General features: G+C 74.5%; 14 protein-coding genes. 8 read left to right on the forward strand and 6 right to left on the reverse strand.

The window, feature by feature from the left end:
- Positions 1-32 precede the first annotated feature (32 nt).
- Positions 33-908, reverse strand: a complete 876-nt coding sequence (locus tag ABT403_RS02290) for a YndJ family protein (protein ID WP_344157071.1) — start codon at positions 906-908, stop codon at positions 33-35.
- Positions 909-1072: 164 nt separating this feature from the next.
- Here ABT403_RS02290 and ABT403_RS02295 point away from each other — a divergent pair, with 164 nt between their 5' ends.
- The 4 genes from ABT403_RS02295 (at position 1073) to ABT403_RS02310 (ending at position 6212) form a co-directional block, all read left to right on the forward strand.
- Complete coding sequence (locus tag ABT403_RS02295) at positions 1073-2794, forward strand: DUF6777 domain-containing protein (RefSeq protein ID WP_344157074.1); 1722 nt, start codon at positions 1073-1075, stop codon at positions 2792-2794.
- Positions 2795-2801: 7 nt separating this feature from the next.
- Positions 2802-4865 (forward strand): SpoIIE family protein phosphatase, encoded by a 2064-nt coding sequence (locus tag ABT403_RS02300; protein ID WP_344158904.1) that lies wholly within the window; start codon positions 2802-2804, stop codon positions 4863-4865.
- A gap of 75 nt (positions 4866-4940) precedes the next feature.
- Complete coding sequence (locus ABT403_RS02305) at positions 4941-5801, forward strand: Fpg/Nei family DNA glycosylase (RefSeq protein ID WP_344157077.1); 861 nt, start codon at positions 4941-4943, stop codon at positions 5799-5801.
- A gap of 27 nt (positions 5802-5828) precedes the next feature.
- Positions 5829-6212 carry a hypothetical protein gene (locus ABT403_RS02310; RefSeq protein ID WP_344157080.1) on the forward strand — a complete coding sequence of 128 codons (384 nt, stop codon included), beginning with the start codon at positions 5829-5831 and terminating at the stop codon, positions 6210-6212.
- Positions 6213-6245: 33 nt separating this feature from the next.
- Here ABT403_RS02310 and ABT403_RS02315 read toward each other — a convergent pair whose 3' ends face one another.
- Together ABT403_RS02315 and ABT403_RS02320 are read right to left on the reverse strand one after the other, a co-directional pair.
- Positions 6246-6710: a hypothetical protein gene (locus ABT403_RS02315; protein WP_344158906.1), complete on the reverse strand. Its 465-nt coding sequence runs from the start codon at positions 6708-6710 to the stop codon at positions 6246-6248.
- Positions 6711-6965: 255 nt separating this feature from the next.
- Positions 6966-7499, reverse strand: a complete 534-nt coding sequence (locus ABT403_RS02320) for a sigma-70 family RNA polymerase sigma factor (protein ID WP_344157083.1) — start codon at positions 7497-7499, stop codon at positions 6966-6968.
- A 361-nt stretch (positions 7500-7860) separates the two neighbouring features.
- On the opposite strand from ABT403_RS02320, the gene ABT403_RS02325 reads away from it, so the two are divergent.
- A complete protein-coding gene (locus tag ABT403_RS02325) occupies positions 7861-9069 on the forward strand; it encodes a CapA family protein (RefSeq protein ID WP_344157086.1) in 1209 nt (402 codons plus the stop codon).
- Positions 9070-9088: 19 nt separating this feature from the next.
- On the opposite strand, the gene ABT403_RS02330 is transcribed toward ABT403_RS02325, so the two are convergent.
- The gene (locus ABT403_RS02330) at positions 9089-9550 is read right to left on the reverse strand and encodes a universal stress protein (RefSeq protein WP_344157089.1); all 462 of its coding nucleotides are present in this window, start codon (positions 9548-9550) and stop codon (positions 9089-9091) included.
- Positions 9551-9610: 60 nt separating this feature from the next.
- Between ABT403_RS02330 and lysX the strand changes: the two genes are divergently transcribed.
- Positions 9611-12928: a bifunctional lysylphosphatidylglycerol synthetase/lysine--tRNA ligase LysX gene (gene lysX, locus ABT403_RS02335; protein WP_344157092.1), complete on the forward strand. Its 3318-nt coding sequence runs from the start codon at positions 9611-9613 to the stop codon at positions 12926-12928.
- Between the two features lie 121 nt (positions 12929-13049).
- The gene (locus tag ABT403_RS02340) at positions 13050-13949 is read left to right on the forward strand and encodes a polysaccharide deacetylase family protein (RefSeq protein WP_344157095.1); all 900 of its coding nucleotides are present in this window, start codon (positions 13050-13052) and stop codon (positions 13947-13949) included.
- A 67-nt stretch (positions 13950-14016) separates the two neighbouring features.
- Here the strand turns inward: ABT403_RS02340 and ABT403_RS02345 are convergent, their stop codons facing one another.
- A complete protein-coding gene (locus ABT403_RS02345; protein WP_344157098.1) occupies positions 14017-14682 on the reverse strand; it encodes a class F sortase in 666 nt (221 codons plus the stop codon).
- A 353-nt stretch (positions 14683-15035) separates the two neighbouring features.
- Between ABT403_RS02345 and ABT403_RS02350 the strand changes: the two genes are divergently transcribed.
- On the forward strand, positions 15036-15536 hold the full coding sequence (locus ABT403_RS02350) for a hypothetical protein (protein ID WP_344157101.1): 501 nt from the start codon (positions 15036-15038) through the stop codon (positions 15534-15536).
- A 70-nt stretch (positions 15537-15606) separates the two neighbouring features.
- On the opposite strand, the gene ABT403_RS02355 is transcribed toward ABT403_RS02350, so the two are convergent.
- Positions 15607-16293 carry a hypothetical protein gene (locus tag ABT403_RS02355; RefSeq protein WP_344157105.1) on the reverse strand — a complete coding sequence of 229 codons (687 nt, stop codon included), beginning with the start codon at positions 16291-16293 and terminating at the stop codon, positions 15607-15609.
- Positions 16294-16368 lie beyond the last annotated feature (75 nt).

Here is a 16368-nt window from a genome sequence, read left to right on the forward strand (position 1 = left end):
TCCGTTCGGGCGGGTGCGGTCGGGGGTAGGGGTCAGGCGAGGGCGGACGACGGCCGGGGGCTCGGGGCCCGGCCGTCGCCCAGCCGCCGCCAGGCCAGCAGCGAGCACAGGGCGAAGCCGAGCGCGTTGCCGAGGCCGTGGGTGGCCGCCATCCAGGTCAGGGTCGGGTGGACGATCCCGGTGGCCTCCCCGGCCGCCCACCACAGGGCCAGCAGCATCGTGGCCACCAGCACGACCGCCGAGGCCGCCAGCAGCGCGCCCGTCACCCGGTCGCGGGCGGCGGGCCGCAGCTCGCGCCAGGTGACCAGCGCCACCGTCCACATGCCCCCGGTCAGCACGACCGCGCCCAGCAGCTCGGCCCAGTCGTCCACGAAGTACCCGGCCAGCACGAGCAGGGTCCCCGCCGGCACGCTGTACGCGGCCCAGCGCGCCCGGTGTCCGGTGGCCGCCGAACGGCACACCAGGCCGGCGACGAGGGCGGCCGTGAACCCGGCGAAATGGAAGTGCGGGACGGTCAGGGCCAGGATGTCCAGGTCGAAGCCGAAGAGCCGGTAGCCGGCCCGCTCGGCGACCAGGGCGGTCCCGGCGACCGAGGGCGAGGCCAGGGCGGTCAGCACCGCCACCTCGGACGGTCCGGGGAGGCGGCTGCCGCCGGACCGGCCGCCCGGGTGGCGGCGGAGCCGGGCCGCCGCCGCGCCCAGCAGGGCCAGGGCGGCGCCCGCGTACACGGCGGCGAGCACGGTGGCCGCGCTCCCGCGCGGCAGCCACGGAGCCAGCGCCCCCGGGACCGCCGCCCACGGCCACAGCCGGGCCGCCGTGCCGAGTCCGGCCGGGTCGATCAGGCGCAGGCCGGCGGGGACGGCGTAGAGCATGCCCAGGGCGACGATCAGGTTCACGAGCACGGTCACGGCCCACTCCTTTGAACGTGTTCAAGTTCGACATCGCCACCTTAGGCTCTTTCTTGAACACGTTCAATGCGCGTTCGGTGCGCATCTGCCGGAACTCCGGTTGCGGCCCGGGTGAGGATGCGTCAGACAAGAGGGGAGCAACCGGGGCGAAAGGGAGATCCAGCGTGAACGACGTGAACGACGTGCCCGCACCGACACCCCGTCAGGCGCCGCGCCGTCATGTACCGGCGGGAGCCGCCGTCTTGGCGCTGCTCGGTCTGATCGCCGCGGGCTGCGGCGCCCAGGAGCCCGAGCAGACCAAGGGCGCGACGGCCGAGAGCCAGGAACTCACCCTCCAGCCGGTGGGCGCCGCCGGCCCCGACCCCTTCACCGCCTCCACCGCCACCGCCGAGTCGGCCCCCGTCCAGCCCCCGGTGCCGAACAAGAGCGGCCAGGGCATCCGCACGGTCGGCGCGGCCACCCCCGGCCTGTACGGCGGAACGAACCGGCTCGGCAGCTGCGACGTCGAGCGCCAGGCGGCCCACCTCACCGCCGACGACGCCAAGGCCCGCGCCTTCGCCCAGGCCGCGGGCGTCGAACAGGAGAAGATCCCCGAGTTCCTGCGGGGCCTGACCCCCGTCGTCCTGCGGGCCGACACCCGGATCACCAACCACGGTTTCCGTGACGGCCGCGCCGACGGCTACCAGGCCGTCCTCCAGGCCGGAACGGCCGTCCTCGTCGACGACCACGGCATGCCCAGGGTCCGCTGCGGCTGCGGGAACCCGCTGGCCGCGCCCCGCTCCGCCAAGGGGAGCCCGGTGCTCAAGGGGGACCAGTGGAACGGCTACCGGCCCAACCAGGTCATCGTCATCGAGCCCACCATCCAGCCGATCAAGAGGCTGGTGATCGTGAACGTCGCGGACAACACCTGGATCGAACGGAAGGCCGGTGACGACGGAGCCCAGGACAAGGCGCCGAAGTCGCCGCCCCCCTACGACCCGGCCGACGGCATCCCCAACGCTCCCGCGACCCCGCCGGACGACCCCGCCGAACCCTGCGCCACCGCAGCCCCCCACGGCCCGTCCCGCACCGTTCCGCCCGCGACCCCCTCCGCGCCGCCGTCCGGCCCGCCCTCGGACCAGCCCCCCGCGGCCGTCCCGCCGGACCTCCCGGAGACGGCCCCGCCGCTGGACGTACCCCCGGCCGCCGGAGGGCAGCAGCTGCCGGAGACGGCCCCGCCCCTCGACGTACCCGGGCAGGCGGCCCCCATGGGGGCGCGCGCCGAGACCGCCCCCCTGGACGCGCCCCCCGCCGCCGGCCCGCCGGGGGCCCCGGCGGCGGGCCCGGCCGCGCCCCCGGACGAGCGGTTCCCCGTCCCGGGCGCTCCCGTGGACGAGCGGTTCCCCGTCCCGGGCGCTCCCGTGGACGAGCAGCTCCCCGTCCCGGGCGCTCCCGTGGACGAGCGGTTCCCCGTTCCGGGCGCCCCCGTGGACGAACAGCTCCCGGTCCCCGCGGAGCCCGGCCGGCCGGGGGACAAGGGCCACCCGGGACCGCCCTCCGCCACGGGCCCCGCGCCCACCCCCTGCCCGTCCGACACCGGCACGGGCACGGGCACCGGCAGCGCCACCCCGGGCCGGCCGACCGCCCCGCAGGAGCCGCCCGCCAGCTCGCCCGGAGACCTCCCGGGCGGCGCCACCACCCCCGGCCTGCCCCCGTCGGCCACCCCCGCCGACCCCTTCCCGGAGGCCCCCCTCGCGCCCGTCCCCGCCGAACCGGGGCTGACCCCGGACCCGGAGGACGTGCCGACCACGGGCCCGGCCGCGCCCTCCGACCCGTTCGCCTCCCCCGACCAGCGGCACGGCACCGACCAGGGCGCCGACCAGCCCGCCTACCTGGAGAGCGCCTGACCCCGCCCTGTGTCATGGTGGATCGGTGCCGAGCACCGTATCGCTGCCGGAGGACTGGCCCGCACACCCGGACCGGTCCCTGTCACTGAACCGGATGGGCAGTTTCGACTGGGACCTGGTCACCGGGCTCATGCACCTGGACACGGCGGCCCTCGACGTCCTCGACACGCCCCCGGAAGAGTACGACGGGACGCCGGAGTCGCTCGGCCGGCGCGTCCCGCCGGCCGAGTGGGCCCGGCTGGACGCGCTCGTCTCCAGCGCCCTCAAGAGCGGCTCCGACAGTTACGGCGCCTACTTCCGCATCCGCTGCCGTGACGGGCGCCCGCGCTGGACACACATCCAGGGCCGCGTCATGCGCGACGGCGACGGCCGCCCGTACCGGATCATCGGCATCGTCCGCGACGCCACCGAGGAGCTCAGCCACTCCGCCGAACGCCTCGGCCTGGACGAGGAGCGCCGCCGCCAGACCTCCGTCGTCGAGTCCACCACCGCCGCCCTCGCCCACGCCCGCACCGTCAAGGACGTCATCGACGTCATCGGCGACGCCCACGGGCTGGAGCGGCTCGGCTCGATGGGCATGGTGATGGGCCTGGTCGAGGCGGGCCGGATCCACCTGGTGGCGGAAGGCCCGGCCGGCAGCTTCGTCCCCGGGACGCGCTACACGCGCGTCGACGAGGAGTACCCGATGAGCGAGGTCGTCCGCTCGCTCCAGCCCCGGTTCCTGGAATCGGCGGAGGAGTTCGCCGAGGGGTACCCGGCGCTCTGGTCGAAGATCTCGTACATGCGGATCTCGGCCGCCGCCTACCTGCCGCTCATCGCCCAGGCCCGCCCGATCGGCGCCCTCGGCCTGCTCTACGAGGACAAGGAGGGCTTCACCCAGGAGGAACGGAACCTGCTGGTCGCCCTGGGCAGCAGCATCGCGCAGAGCCTCCAGCGGGCGATGCTGCTGGAACAGGAGCACGACCTCGCCGAAGGCCTCCAGCAGGCCATGCTGCCCCGCCGGATACCGGCCGTCCCCGGCGCCCTGATCGCCGTCCGCTACCGCTCGGCGCGGATGGGGCAGGACATCGGCGGCGACTGGTACGACGTCATCCCGCTGCCGGGCGGCCGGGTCGGGGCCGTCATCGGCGACGTCCAGGGCCACGACACGCACGCGGCGGCCGTGATGGGACAGCTGCGCATCGTGCTGCGCGCCTACGCCGCCGAGGGGCACTCGCCGGGCACGGTGATGGCCCGCGCCTCGGTCTTCCTCCACGAATTGGACACCGACCGCTTCGCGACCTGCACGTACGTCGAGGCCGACCTCTCCACCGGGGTCCTCCAGGTGGTCCGCGCCGGCCATATCGACCCCCTGCTGCGCACCCGCGACGGGGAGTGCCGGCGGCTGCCGGTGGAGGGCGGGATGCCGCTGGGGCTGTCGGCGGAGTTCGGGCGGCTGGAGTACCCGGTGACGACGGTGGAACTCGACCACGGGGAAACGCTTCTGCTGTGCACCGACGGGCTGGTGGAGCAGCCCGGAGCCGACCTCGACGACGGCATCCGGGCGCTGGCCGCACTGGTCCGCGAGGGCCCGCAGGACCTCCAGCTGCTCGCCGACCGGCTGTGCGAGGTGTCCGACGAGCGGGGCGGGGACGACGACATGGCCCTCCTGCTGCTGCGCCGTGAGGGCGACGACGCGGCCCGGGCCGACGGCGGCCGGCTCCGGCAGCACGTGGCCCCCGGGGACCCCGAGGCCCTCGTGGCGGCCCGGCACATGATCGGGGCGGCGGTACGGGCGTGGGGGGCGCGGAGCAGGGCCGACGAGATCGAACTGGTCGCGGACGAGCTGATCGTGAACGCCCTGATGCACACGGACGGCCCGGCGATCGTGACGCTCCGCGTCCTGAGCGGGCCGCAGCGCCGGCTGAGGGTGGAGGTGGAGGACCGCTCCAGCGCCCTGCCGCGCCGGCGCGAGGCGGGGGAGGCGGGGGTGTCGGGGAGGGGCCTGATGCTGGTGGACCGGCTGGCTGACGTATGGGGGGTGGAGCCGAGGGGGAGCGGGAAGTGCGTGTGGTGCGAGTTCGTGGTGTGAGGTGGCCGTTCCCCTGCCCGCCCTCCGCCCGTCCTCCGGGTCGCGCGCTCCGGGCGGGCACGGCACGCTGAGAGGATGCCGGAGCTACCGGAGGTCGAGGCGCTCAGGGAGTTCCTCGACGAACACCTCGCGGGGCGGGTGGTCGAACGGATCCTCCCGCTCGCCGTCAGCGTGCTCAAGACCTACGACCCCCCGCTCACCGCCCTGGAAGGGCGGCCCATCGGCCCCGTCGCCCGCCACGGCAAGTTCCTCGACCTCGGTGTCGGCGACCTCCACCTCGTCACCCACCTCGCCCGTGCCGGCTGGCTCCGCTGGCAGGACCCCCTCCCCGAGCGGCCCCCGCGCCCCGGCAAGGGCCCGCTCGCCCTGCGCGTCGTCCTCGAAGGAGGCGCCGGCTTCGACCTCACCGAGGCGGGTACGCGAAAGGGCCTCGCGGTGTACGTCGTCCGCGACCCCCGGGAGGTCCCCGGCATCGCCCGCCTCGGCCCCGACCCGCTCGCCGACGCCTTCGGCCGGGACGCCTTCGCCGCCCTCCTCGCCGGCGAGCGGCGCCAGATCAAGGGCGTCCTGCGCGACCAGGGCGTGATCGCCGGGATCGGGAACGCGTACAGCGACGAGATCCTGCACGCCGCCCGCGTCTCCCCCTTCAAGCTGGCCGCCTCCTTCGACGAGGAGCAGGTCACCCACCTGTACGAGGCGATGCGCGAAACCCTGCGCACCGCCGTCGAACGCGCCCACGGCCTGGCGGCCGGGCAGCTGAAGGCCGAGAAGAAGAGCGGGCTGCGCGTGCACGGCCGGGACGGGGAGCCCTGCCCGGTGTGCGGGGACACGGTCCGTTCGGTGTCGTTCGCCGACTCCTCGCTCCAGTACTGCCCCACCTGCCAGACCGGCGGCAAACCGCTCGCCGACCGCAGGCTCTCCCGCCTCCTCAAGTAGCGGGGCCGCTGCGTAGACTCCGGCACCATGGCCGAGCAGCAGCCCCCGCCCCGGCGGGAGATCGTCACCGGAGTCCCGCGCGGCGCCCGCCGCAGGCCGCCCGCGCACGCCCCGGCCCGTTCGGAGATCTCCGAGCAGACCACCCTCGGTGCCACCTACGTACGCGCCCTGATGCGCAGCCAGCTGCGCGCCGGACTGGGCGCGGTGGCCGTGCTCGTCCTGGTGCTCGGGCTGCTCCCGCTGGGCTTCCTGATGCCCCGGTCGGCGGCGGGCACGCCGGTGTGGGTGGCGCTCGGGCTGGTGGCGTACCCGGTGATGTGGCTGATCGCCCGCTGGTACGTGGCGCGGGCCGAACGCAACGAGGCGGACTTCACGGGGCTGGTGACCGACCCCGCGGAGCCGGTGGGGTAGCGGCCTTCCCGCGCACCACGGGGGCGGCGTGGTTCAGAAGAGGTGCATCGCCAGGTGTCCCAGGGGCAGGCCCAGTTGCCAGGCCGGGGTCCAGACGCGGGCGTTCTCGTCCAGGCCCGGCGGGGGGCCGGGCTCGCCGGTGTGGTCGTCCGGGTCGAGGTTGGTGGCGAACAGCTCGGTGCGGTCCAGCCAGCGCCAGGCCGCCCGGGCCAGTTCCAGGTCGGGGTCCTCGCCGCCGCGCTCCCGGGCCTCCTCGCCCAGGGTGAGGAACCGGGTCTGGACCCAGTCGCGCCAGGGGTGTCCGTACGCGGTCAGGGAGAGCCACTCGTCGAGCTGGGAGACGACCCGGATGCCGGAGAGTTCGCCGGCCGCGTCCGAGAGGTAGATCGTCAGCGCGAGCGTGTCCCGTCCGGCCCGGAACTCCAGCGTGCTGACCGGGATCAGCCGCCCCGTGCGCAGCAGCTCGTCCGCGATGTACTCCGCGTAGAGCCATGCCATGGGCACTGCCAGTCCGCCGTCACTGGTGCCGTTCGAACCCTCGGGCTGCACCGTTCCACCTTCTCCCGCGCGTCGAGCCTGCCGCCGTCATCCCCGAGCCTTCACCGGCGGGCTCGCGCAACGGGGGATGTTTACTCAACTTGAACGGACTGATGCCGATTTCGGCGTGGTTTGTGTCCGGTTCGTGCGCGTGGGGGGCGTTCCTTGAGTGTTCCTCCACCGGGGCCGGGGCGTTCCCCGAGCCCGGCTCCCGGTTCAGGCCCCCAGTCCGTACCCCTGGAGCCCCTTCCGCAGGGCCCGCAGGGCGTAGTACGTACGGGATTTGACCGTGCCGGCCGGAATACCCAGTTCTGCCGCGGCCTCGGCCACCGACCGGTCCTGGAAGTAGACCTGCATCAGGACGTCGCGGTGCTCCCGGCCGAGGCTCCCGACGGCACGCCGCACGTCGATCGCGGTGACCGAGCCGGCCACGGCGTCCTCGGGCGCGGGCGCCTGCTCCAGCCCGTCGGTCTCGACCTCCTGGGGGCGTGACAACCGGGCCCGGCGGGCGTCGATGGCGAGGCGCCGGGCGACGGTGAACAGCCAGGGCCGCATCGACTCGTGCCCGGTCGCCAGCGCCTCGGGGTGCTGCCAGACCCGGACGAGGGTCTCCTGGACGAGGTCCTCGGCGCGCTGCGCGTCCCCCGCCGTGAGGCCGAGGAGGAAGCCGAACAGGGCCCGCCCGTGCTCGTGCTGGAGTGCGGCGAGCGCCTCGGGTTCCGTGCGCTGGAGGGTGGGGGAGGGCGGCACGTCAATGGCTCCTTCCGGGTCCGCGGGGCGGGGCGACGGGACGAGGGGACGGCGGGGCTTCGGGGCGGTGGCCGGCGGGGAGGCCCGACGGCGTCCCGGTGATCCTGCTCCACCCACCCTCACCTGCGCGGAGCCGCCCGGGAACCGTCCGGCGCCGCCGTTGCGCCCAAGCACCCCGGTGGCCCGGTGGGCGGCCGTGCCGGACGACGAACGGTTGAACGGCGCGGCGAACGGCGGCCGGGGCCGTCGGAGTGAGCCGGGGCCGGGCGGACGGCGCCGCTCCTTGACTCCCGGTCCTTCTCCCCAAGGATTCATAGGGATTGCCGATAATCCGATAATCCATTCAAGGAGAGCTGGGCTCATGACCAAGCGATCCCGGCGGGCCCTCGCCCTGCTGTCGGCCGCCCTGCTGTCCGCCACGGCGGCGGGCTGTTCCGGCGGCGGCCGCCCCGCCACCCCCGCCCGGCCCGGCTCCAGCGCCGCCGGCGCCCCCGCCGGCACGGCCGGATCCCCGTCCCCCGCCGCCGCCCGGGGCTTCACCCTCGTCGCGAGCGGCGACGTCCTCCCGCACACCTCGGTCATCCAGCGCGCCGCCGCCGACGCGGGCGGCGACGGCTACGACTTCCGGCCCATGTTCGCCGCCGTCAAACCGGTGGTCTCGGCCGCCGACCTGGCCCTGTGCCACATGGAGACCATCTACGGGGACGACGACGGCCCCTTCAGCGGCTACCCCGCCTTCGTCTCCCCGCCCACCGTCGCCGACGCCCTCAAGGACGCCGGGTACGACGGCTGCTCCACCGCCTCCAACCACACCCTCGACGACGGCGCCGAAGGCCTGAAACGCACCCTCGACCGCTTCGACAAGGTCGGCCTCGGCCACGCCGGATCCGCCCGCACGGCCGCCGAGGCCGCCCGGACCACCCTCTACACGGCCGGCTCCGCCAAGGTCGCCCACCTGGCCTACACCTACGACACCAACGGCTACCCGATGCCCGACGGCCAGCCGTGGGCGGTCAACCTGATGCGCCAGGACAAGATCGTCGCGGACGCGCGGGCCGCCCGGAAGGCGGGCGCGGACGTGGTCCTCGTCAGCCTGCACTGGGGCACCGAATGGCAGACCGAACCCGACGAGACCCAGCTCTCGCTCGGCAAGGCCCTCACCGCCTCGCAGACCGGCGGCCGCCCCGACATCGACATGATCCTGGGCACCCACGCCCACATCCCGCAGGCCTACGAGAAGGTCAACGGGACCTGGATCATCTACGGCATGGGCGACCAGGTCGCCGGTGAGATGTTCAATTACACGGGCGCCCGCGACATGCGCGGCAACTACGGCTCCATCGGCCGCTTCACCTTCGCTCCGCCGGCGGCGCCCGGGCAGCGCTGGCAGGTCACCGCGGCCGAGTTCGTCCCGCAGATGATGGACCTCTCCACCGGCCGGATCGTCAACCTGCCCGCCGCCCTCGCCCAGGACCCCGGCAACGCCGAGTACGAGAGCGCCCAGGACGCCATCACCGAGGCCGTGCTCAGCCGCGACGCCGCCAAGGACGGCCTCACACGCGCCCGCTGACGCCCCACGATGCGAGCCGCTACGGGACCACCGTCACCGGCCAGCGGCCCGCCTTCACCAGCCGTACCGCCACCGAACCGACCAGCCGGTGGCCGGCCCGCTCCGAGGCGCCGACCACCACGGCGTCCGCCTTCAGCTCGTCGGCGGCGCTCACCAGGCCCGCGTACGGATCCCCGCGGAAGGTGTGGAACTGCCACCGCACCTCGAAGATCCCCTTCAGCCGCTCCGCCGAGGCCCGGATCTCGGCCACGATCTCCTCGGCGATCTCCCCGGTGGCCTCGGCCACCGGCGCGCCCAGGGAGGCCCCCGCCGCCATCACCGGCTGTACGTACACCAGCGCCAGCAGCGCGTTCTGCCGCCGGGCCAGGCCCGCCGCGTAGGCCGCGGCCCGCAGGGAGGACTCCGATCCGTCCACCCCCGCGAGGATGACCTTGGGCCCGTCCGTGCCCCGTTCGAATGCCGTACTCGCGTGCTCCGTCACCCTGCCGAGGCTATCCCGTTCGGCGCGCGCGGCGGCGCGGCCCTCCCTACAGTGCATGGCATGAGTGCCACGCTGGAGCAGACCCGCGACACCCGCGACACCCGCGGCAGGTTCCTCAACCGGGTCCCGGACGCCTTCGGCGCGTTCTTCGGAACGCTCGGCCTGCTCTGCGCGCTGCTGGCGCTCTCCCCGACGCTGCGCGGGCTGCTGCGGCCGGTGGTGCGCTTCCTCGACGACTTCGTCGTCCCGGTCAGCGCCAACCTCGCCTACGCCGTCTTCCTCTTCCTGCTCGCCGCCGCGCTCGGCATCCGCAAGAAGATCGCCTGGTGGATCGTCGTCACCTATCTGGCCCTGCTGATCCTCGTCGACGTGCTGATCATCGGGGACGGCGGCCTCTGGGTCGGCGGCCTCTCCCTGGCCCTCGCGGTGGCCGCCCTCGTCGTGCTGATCGCCGCCCGCAAGGAGTTCTACGCCGCCTCCCGCCCCGGCGCCGTCTGGCGCGCCATGCTCGTCCTCGGGCTCGGGCTGCTCGCCGCCGTCTTCCTCGGCTGGGCCCTCGTCGCGCTGTTCCCCGGCACCCTGCCCAAGGGACAGTGGCTGGACTGGGCCGCCAAGCAGGTCTTCGGCGGCCTCTTCTCCGCCCGGCAGTTCGACGGCCGCCCGCCCCGGTTCCTCTACTTCCTGCTCGGCCTCTTCGGCGCCCTCGCCCTGCTGAACGCCGCCTCCACCCTCTTCCGTTCCCAGCGGCTGACCGCCGCCCTGCACGGGGACGAGGAACTGCGTATCCGCGCCCTGCTCGGCGCCTACGGCCGCGCCGACTCCCTCGGCTACTTCGCCACCCGGCGCGACAAGGCCGTCGTCTTCGCCCCCAACGGCAAGGCCGCGGTCACCTACCGCGTCGAGGCCGGGGTCTGCCTGGCCAGCGGCGACCCCGTCGGCGACCCCGGCGCCTGGACCCCCGCCATCGACGCCTGGCTGGCCGTGGCCCGCCGCTACGGCTGGCAGCCCGCCGTCATGGGCGCCTCCGAGGACGGCGCCACCGCGTACGCCCGCTCCGGGCTCAGCGCCCTCCAGCTCGGCGACGAGGCCATCCTGCACGTCGCCCACTTCGACCTCGACGGCCGCGACATGCGCGTCACCCGGCAGGCCGTCAACCGGGTCAAGCGGACCGGCGCCACCACCGTGATCCGCCGCCACTCGGCCCTGAGCGACGAGGAGATGCGGACCATCGTCGACCGGGCCGACCGCTGGCGCGACACCGAGACCGAACGCGGCTTCTCCATGGCCCTGGACCGGCTCGGCGACCCCGCCGACGGGGACTGCCTGCTCGTCGAGGCCTTCGACGCCCAGGGCGAGCTGATCGCCCTGCTGTCCTTCGTCCCCTGGGGCAAGGACGGCATCTCCCTCGACCTGATGCGCCGTGACCGCTCCGCCCCCAACGGGGTCATGGAGTTCATGGTCGCCCAGCTCTGCGCGGCCGCCCCCGGCCTCGGCGTCCGCCGGATCTCCCTCAACTTCGCCGTCTTCCGCTCCGCCTTCGAGGAAGGCGGCCGGATCGGCGCCGGCCCCGTCCTCAAGCTGTGGCGCAGGCTGCTGCTGTTCTTCTCCCGCTGGTGGCAGCTGGAGGCCCTCTACCGGTCCAACGTCAAGTACGGGCCCGAGTGGTACCCCCGCTTCCTCTGCTACCAGGACGCCGGCTCGCTCGCCCGCGTCAGCCTCGCCTCCGGCATCGCCGAGGGCTTCGTCTCCGTGCCCAGCCTGCGCAAACTGTGGGGCAAGGGCCACCAGCCCCGGGGCCTCGTCGCCCCCGTCGACACCACCGGCCTGCCCTCCATCGACTCCCTCGGCCTGGACCTCGTCGGCGAGGACGGGGAGCGTGCGCCCGCCGACCGGCTGCCCGAACAGGTCCGCGTCCGCCACGCCAAGCTGGAGCGGATCCGCGCCGCCGGCACCGACCCGTACCCCGTCGGCATCCGGCAGCGCACCCACACCGTCGCCCAGCTCAGGGCCGCCCACCCCGGCCGGCTCGCACCCGGCACCCGGACGGGCGAACCGGTGGTCCTCGCCGGCCGGGTGATGGTCGTGCGCGACCTCGGCGGCGTGGTCTTCGCCGTCCTGCGCGACTGGACCGGCGACGTCCAGCTGATGTTCACCCGCGAGGAGTCCGGACCGGCCGCCCTCGACTCGTTCACCTCCCAGGTCGACTTCGGCGACCACGTGGTCGCCGGCGGCACCGCCGCCGCCAGCCGCGGCGGCGAGCTCTCCGTCCTCGTCGACTCCTGGCAGCTCACCGGCAAGTGCCTGCGCCCGCTGCCCGACAAGCGCAAGGGCCTGGCCGACCCCGAGGCCCGGGTCCGGCGCCGCTACCTCGACCTCGTCGCCAGCCCCGACGCGCGCGACGTCGTACGGGCCCGCTCCAGTGCCGTGCAGGCCCTGCGCCAGGGACTCCTGGACCGCGGCTACCTGGAGGTCGAGACCCCGATGCTCCAGCAGATCCACGGCGGCGCCAACGCCCGCCCCTTCCGCACCCACATCAACGCCTACGACCTCGACCTGTACCTGCGCATCGCACCCGAGCTCTACCTCAAGCGGCTGTGCGTCGGCGGTATGGAGAAGGTGTTCGAGATGGGCCGCACCTTCCGCAACGAAGGCGTCTCCTACAAGCACAACCCCGAGTTCACGATGCTGGAGGCCTACCAGGCCTTCGCCGACTACGACGTCATGCTCGACCTGACCCGGGAGCTGATCCAGGGCGCCGCCACCGCCGCCTTCGGCTCGCCCATCGCCCACAAGGCGGGCCCCGACGGCAAGCTCGTCGTCCACGACATCTCCGGGCCCTGGCCGGTCAAGACCCTGTACGGGGCGATCAGCGAGGCCCTCGGCGAGGAGGTCGACGCCGACACCGAGGAGCACCGGCTGCGCCTCCTGTGCGACCGGGCGGGCGTTCCGCACGGGCCGGAGGACACCCGGGGCGACGTGGTCCTGGAGATGTACGAGCGGCTGGTGGAGGAGCGGACGAAACTCCCCACCTTCTACAAGGACTTCCCGACCGACGTCTCCCCGCTCACCCGCCAGCACCGGGGGGACCCGCGGCTCGCCGAGCGCTGGGACCTGGTGGCCTTCGGCACCGAACTGGGCACCGCCTACTCGGAGCTCACCGACCCCGTGGAACAGCGCCGCCGGCTCACCGCCCAGTCCCTGCTGGCGGCGGGCGGGGACCCCGAGGCGATGGAACTCGACAACGACTTCCTCGACGCCCTGGAGTACGCCATGCCGCCCACCGGCGGACTGGGGATCGGGGTGGACCGGCTGGTCATGTTCCTCACGGGTCTGACGATCCGCGAGACGCTGCCGTTCCCGCTGGTGCGCCAGGGCTGACCGCGCCGCCGACCGCCGCCCGCCCGCCGGGCGCCTGGGCGGCTGGTCCGAGCGGGTGAGCCGGACGGGGTGCCTCCGCGCCTCTCGACATCTGCGGGGATGTCGTTGATACGTAGTAATAATGACAAATGACGAGCCGACAGTAGGGCGACGCGTGCTCCTGCGTACCGCCGTCTTCCTCTCCATCGCGGCCGCCGCCTCCTCCGGACTGCTGGACGCGGGCGAGGGCGGCTCCCCGGCCGCACCGCCCGGATCACCCCAGGGCGCCGGCCCCGCGCCCGCCGGTGGTCCGGGGGCCGCCGGGGCCCCGGGCGCGCACCCGGAAGGGCTCCCCGACGCCTCCCACCGGCTCCAGCCGATGACGGCCGAGGCGCCCGCCAAGCCGCCCGCCGTGAAGCCGGCCGTCCGCACCCGGCCCCTCCTGGAACTGCCCCAGGGCCCGGCCGCGGGCGACAGGGCCATGCTGCTCACCTTCGACGACGGCCCCGACCCCCGCTACACCCCGGCCATCCTGGACACCCTGCGCCGGTACGGGGTCCGCGCGATGTTCTTCGTCTGCGGCGAGATGGCCACCGACAACCGCGACCTGCTGCGCCGGATGGCCGCCGAGGGACACGTCATCGGCAACCACACCTGGACCCATCCACAGATCCCCCGGCTCAGCCGGGCCGAGCTGGAGTCGGAGATCGGGCGCACGAGCGAGGTCGTCGAGCAGGCCGTCGGACAGCCCCCGCTGTGGTTCCGGGCCCCGTACGGGGCGTGGAACCGGGCCGCCTTCGAGATCGGGGCCGACCTGGGGATGGAGCCCCTCGCCTGGACGGTGGACAGCCTCGACTGGACGGAGCCGGGGACCACCACCATCGTCTCCAGGATCCTGGACGGGGCCGCCCCGGGCGTGATCGTGCTGAACCACGACGCCGGCGGCAACCGGTCGCAGAGCGTCCGGGCGCTGGAGACGTACCTGCCCCAGCTGCTGGGCCGCGGCTACCGGATGACCCTGCCGGTGCTGCCGCCCCGCTGAGGCCCCGGGCCCCCGGCGGGCCGCCGCCCGGGGGAGGCGGGGGCCCGGCCTGCGGTGAAACGTTTTCTCAGCGGGCCTCCACCATCCGCGCGAACACCACCACGTTCCCGTCGTACCCCTTGGCCTTCGAGTAGCCGCCGCCGCAGGTGATCACCCGCAGTTCCGGGTGCCCGGTGTCCCCGTACACCCGTGCGCCCGGGAAGGCGTCCTTCGCGAACACCTCCACCCCGTACACCTCGAAGACCGCCGTCCGGCCGTCGTAGCGCTGCACCTCGATGTGCTGGCCCGGCTTCAGCGAGCCCAGGCCGTAGAAGACCGCCGGGCCCTGCGCGTTGTCCACGTGGCCCACGATCACCGCCGACCCCTGCTGGCCCGGCGAGATGCCGTTGAGGTACCAGCCCGCCAGGTTGCGGTCCTGCGGCGGCGGGGCGTCGATCCATCCCTGCGCGTCCAGGCCGACCGTCATCACCGGCGCGTCCACGTTGATCGTCGGAATCCGGATGCGCTGCACCGACGAGTGGTCCAGCACCTCCATGTCCGCGGGCGGTGTCGGCGCGTTGGCCGGCTGCTGGTCGGCCCGTGTGGCGACGGCCGCCGCGGCGGTGGGCTGCGGCGGCCCGTCCTCCACGTTCGCCCCGTTGCGCATCATGGCGAGGCCGCTGAGCAGTGCCAGTGCGAGCACGCCCCAAGGGGAGCGTCTCCTCGGCCGCTGCTCGGTCTCGTCCTCGAGCATGGCTCTCCCTTCCCGACGCGGGGGTCCCGACCCGCGTTCCAGTCCCTCCCCTGTACGCCCTTCTTCCCGCACGCTAAGGCCGGAAGTGCGAGACGGCGATCGGGGAGGGGCGAACGGGTGGTGCGCCCGGTTGGGGTGCGGCCATCCAGGTAATCATCACATAAATGCCTGACGGCTCGTGACCTGCGGATCCGTCAGATCCTGCGGACGTGCTTCGGCGTGTCGCTCAACCGGGCGGCCCAAGGGCGGAAATGCGCTGGTTGCGCGCCGCCGCGAGGGTTCGTGATGGGAGGCGTTCTCGTCGATCTGCCCGGGCCACCGCTCCGGGGCGCTCTTCCGCTGGAGGTTCCACCATGCGTGCTTTCCGCGCTCTCACCGTGACCGCGGCCGCCTGCGCCGCGCTCGGGCTCAGTGCCCCGTTCGCTGCCGCGAACCCCCCGAACGGCGGCGGCAACGGGCCGAGCAACGTCACGGTCAACCCGTACTCCGTGCACCAGGGCGCCTCGATGCAGGTCAGTGCGGCCGGCTGCGGCCACGGCGGCACGGTCTGGTCGCACGGCAACTTCCCGCAGACCAACCTGTCGGCCGGCTCCATCGGCTTCGCCACCGTCCGGATCTTCAACCACGCCTCACCGGGCCACCACACCCTGTCGGTCAAGTGCCACGACAACAGCCTCGTCGCCACGCACCGCTTCACCATCCTGGCGGGCAACGGCGCGCAGGGCGGACTCGGCGGGTCCTTCGGCCCGTCCACCGCCGAGACGGCCATCGGGGCCGGTCTGGTCGGTGCCGCGGCCCTCGGCGCGGGCGTGCACGTGGTGCGCCGCCGCCGTCCGGCCGCCGCCCGGTCCTGAGGCGTTCCAGGGGTGTACGGCGCCGCCCCCGCCCCCGGGCCCGGCCGCGTCCGCGGGGGCCCGGGCGGGGTCAGTGGCCGCGGGCCGCGCGGCGGCGCCGGCGCAGGGCGTACGCCGTGCCGCCCGCGGCGGCCGCGGCGAAGAGGCCCGCGCCCGCGGCGAGCTCGGCCGGGTCCGCCCCGGCGATGCTGCCGCCCAGCCCGCCGCGTACGCCGAGCGTGGCGGTGGTCGCGCGCGGGGCGGGGGTCGTACGGGCCGGCGGTGTGGTCCGCGCGGGCGCGGTGGTGCGGGCCGGCGGGGTGAGCGGCGGCGGCCGCAGGCCCGAGCCGGAGGTGGCGGTGGGGGAGGGGGTGCGCCGGGTGCCGGTGGTGGAACTGGTGCTGGGCCTCGACGTGGCGCCGGAGATGGTGAGGTCGGCGGAGCCGTTCTCCCCGTCGCAGGTGAAGGTGACGGAGTACAGGGCGCCCGGGCGGGCGTCGCGGTCGACCTTGACCTTCACGGTCTTGCCCCGCTCGATGGTCACGGTGTCGAAGACCCCCGACGAGGCGGTGGCGTAGGCGGCGCCGCAGTTGCTCACGGAGAGGGTCACGGTGCCGCCGGGCGCGACCGTCGAGGGGCTGACGGCGAAGGCGAAGGAGGTGGCGGGCGCCTCCTCGGCCGCGAGGGCGACGGGCGCGCCGAAGGCGCCGAGCGCGAGGGCGAGGCCCGTGGCGCCGGCGCTCAGCAGGGCGGTGGCGGAGCTGCGTATCGCACCCATGGACGCGTTCCTCCGGATCTGCGAGGCACAGTCGCGCAGCGTTTCCGCACGTCGGGGGGTGATGTGCCTCGATGC

Source organism: Streptomyces sp. NPDC000075 (assembly GCF_040301925.1).
GTDB lineage: Bacteria > Actinomycetota > Actinomycetes > Streptomycetales > Streptomycetaceae > Streptomyces > Streptomyces polychromogenes.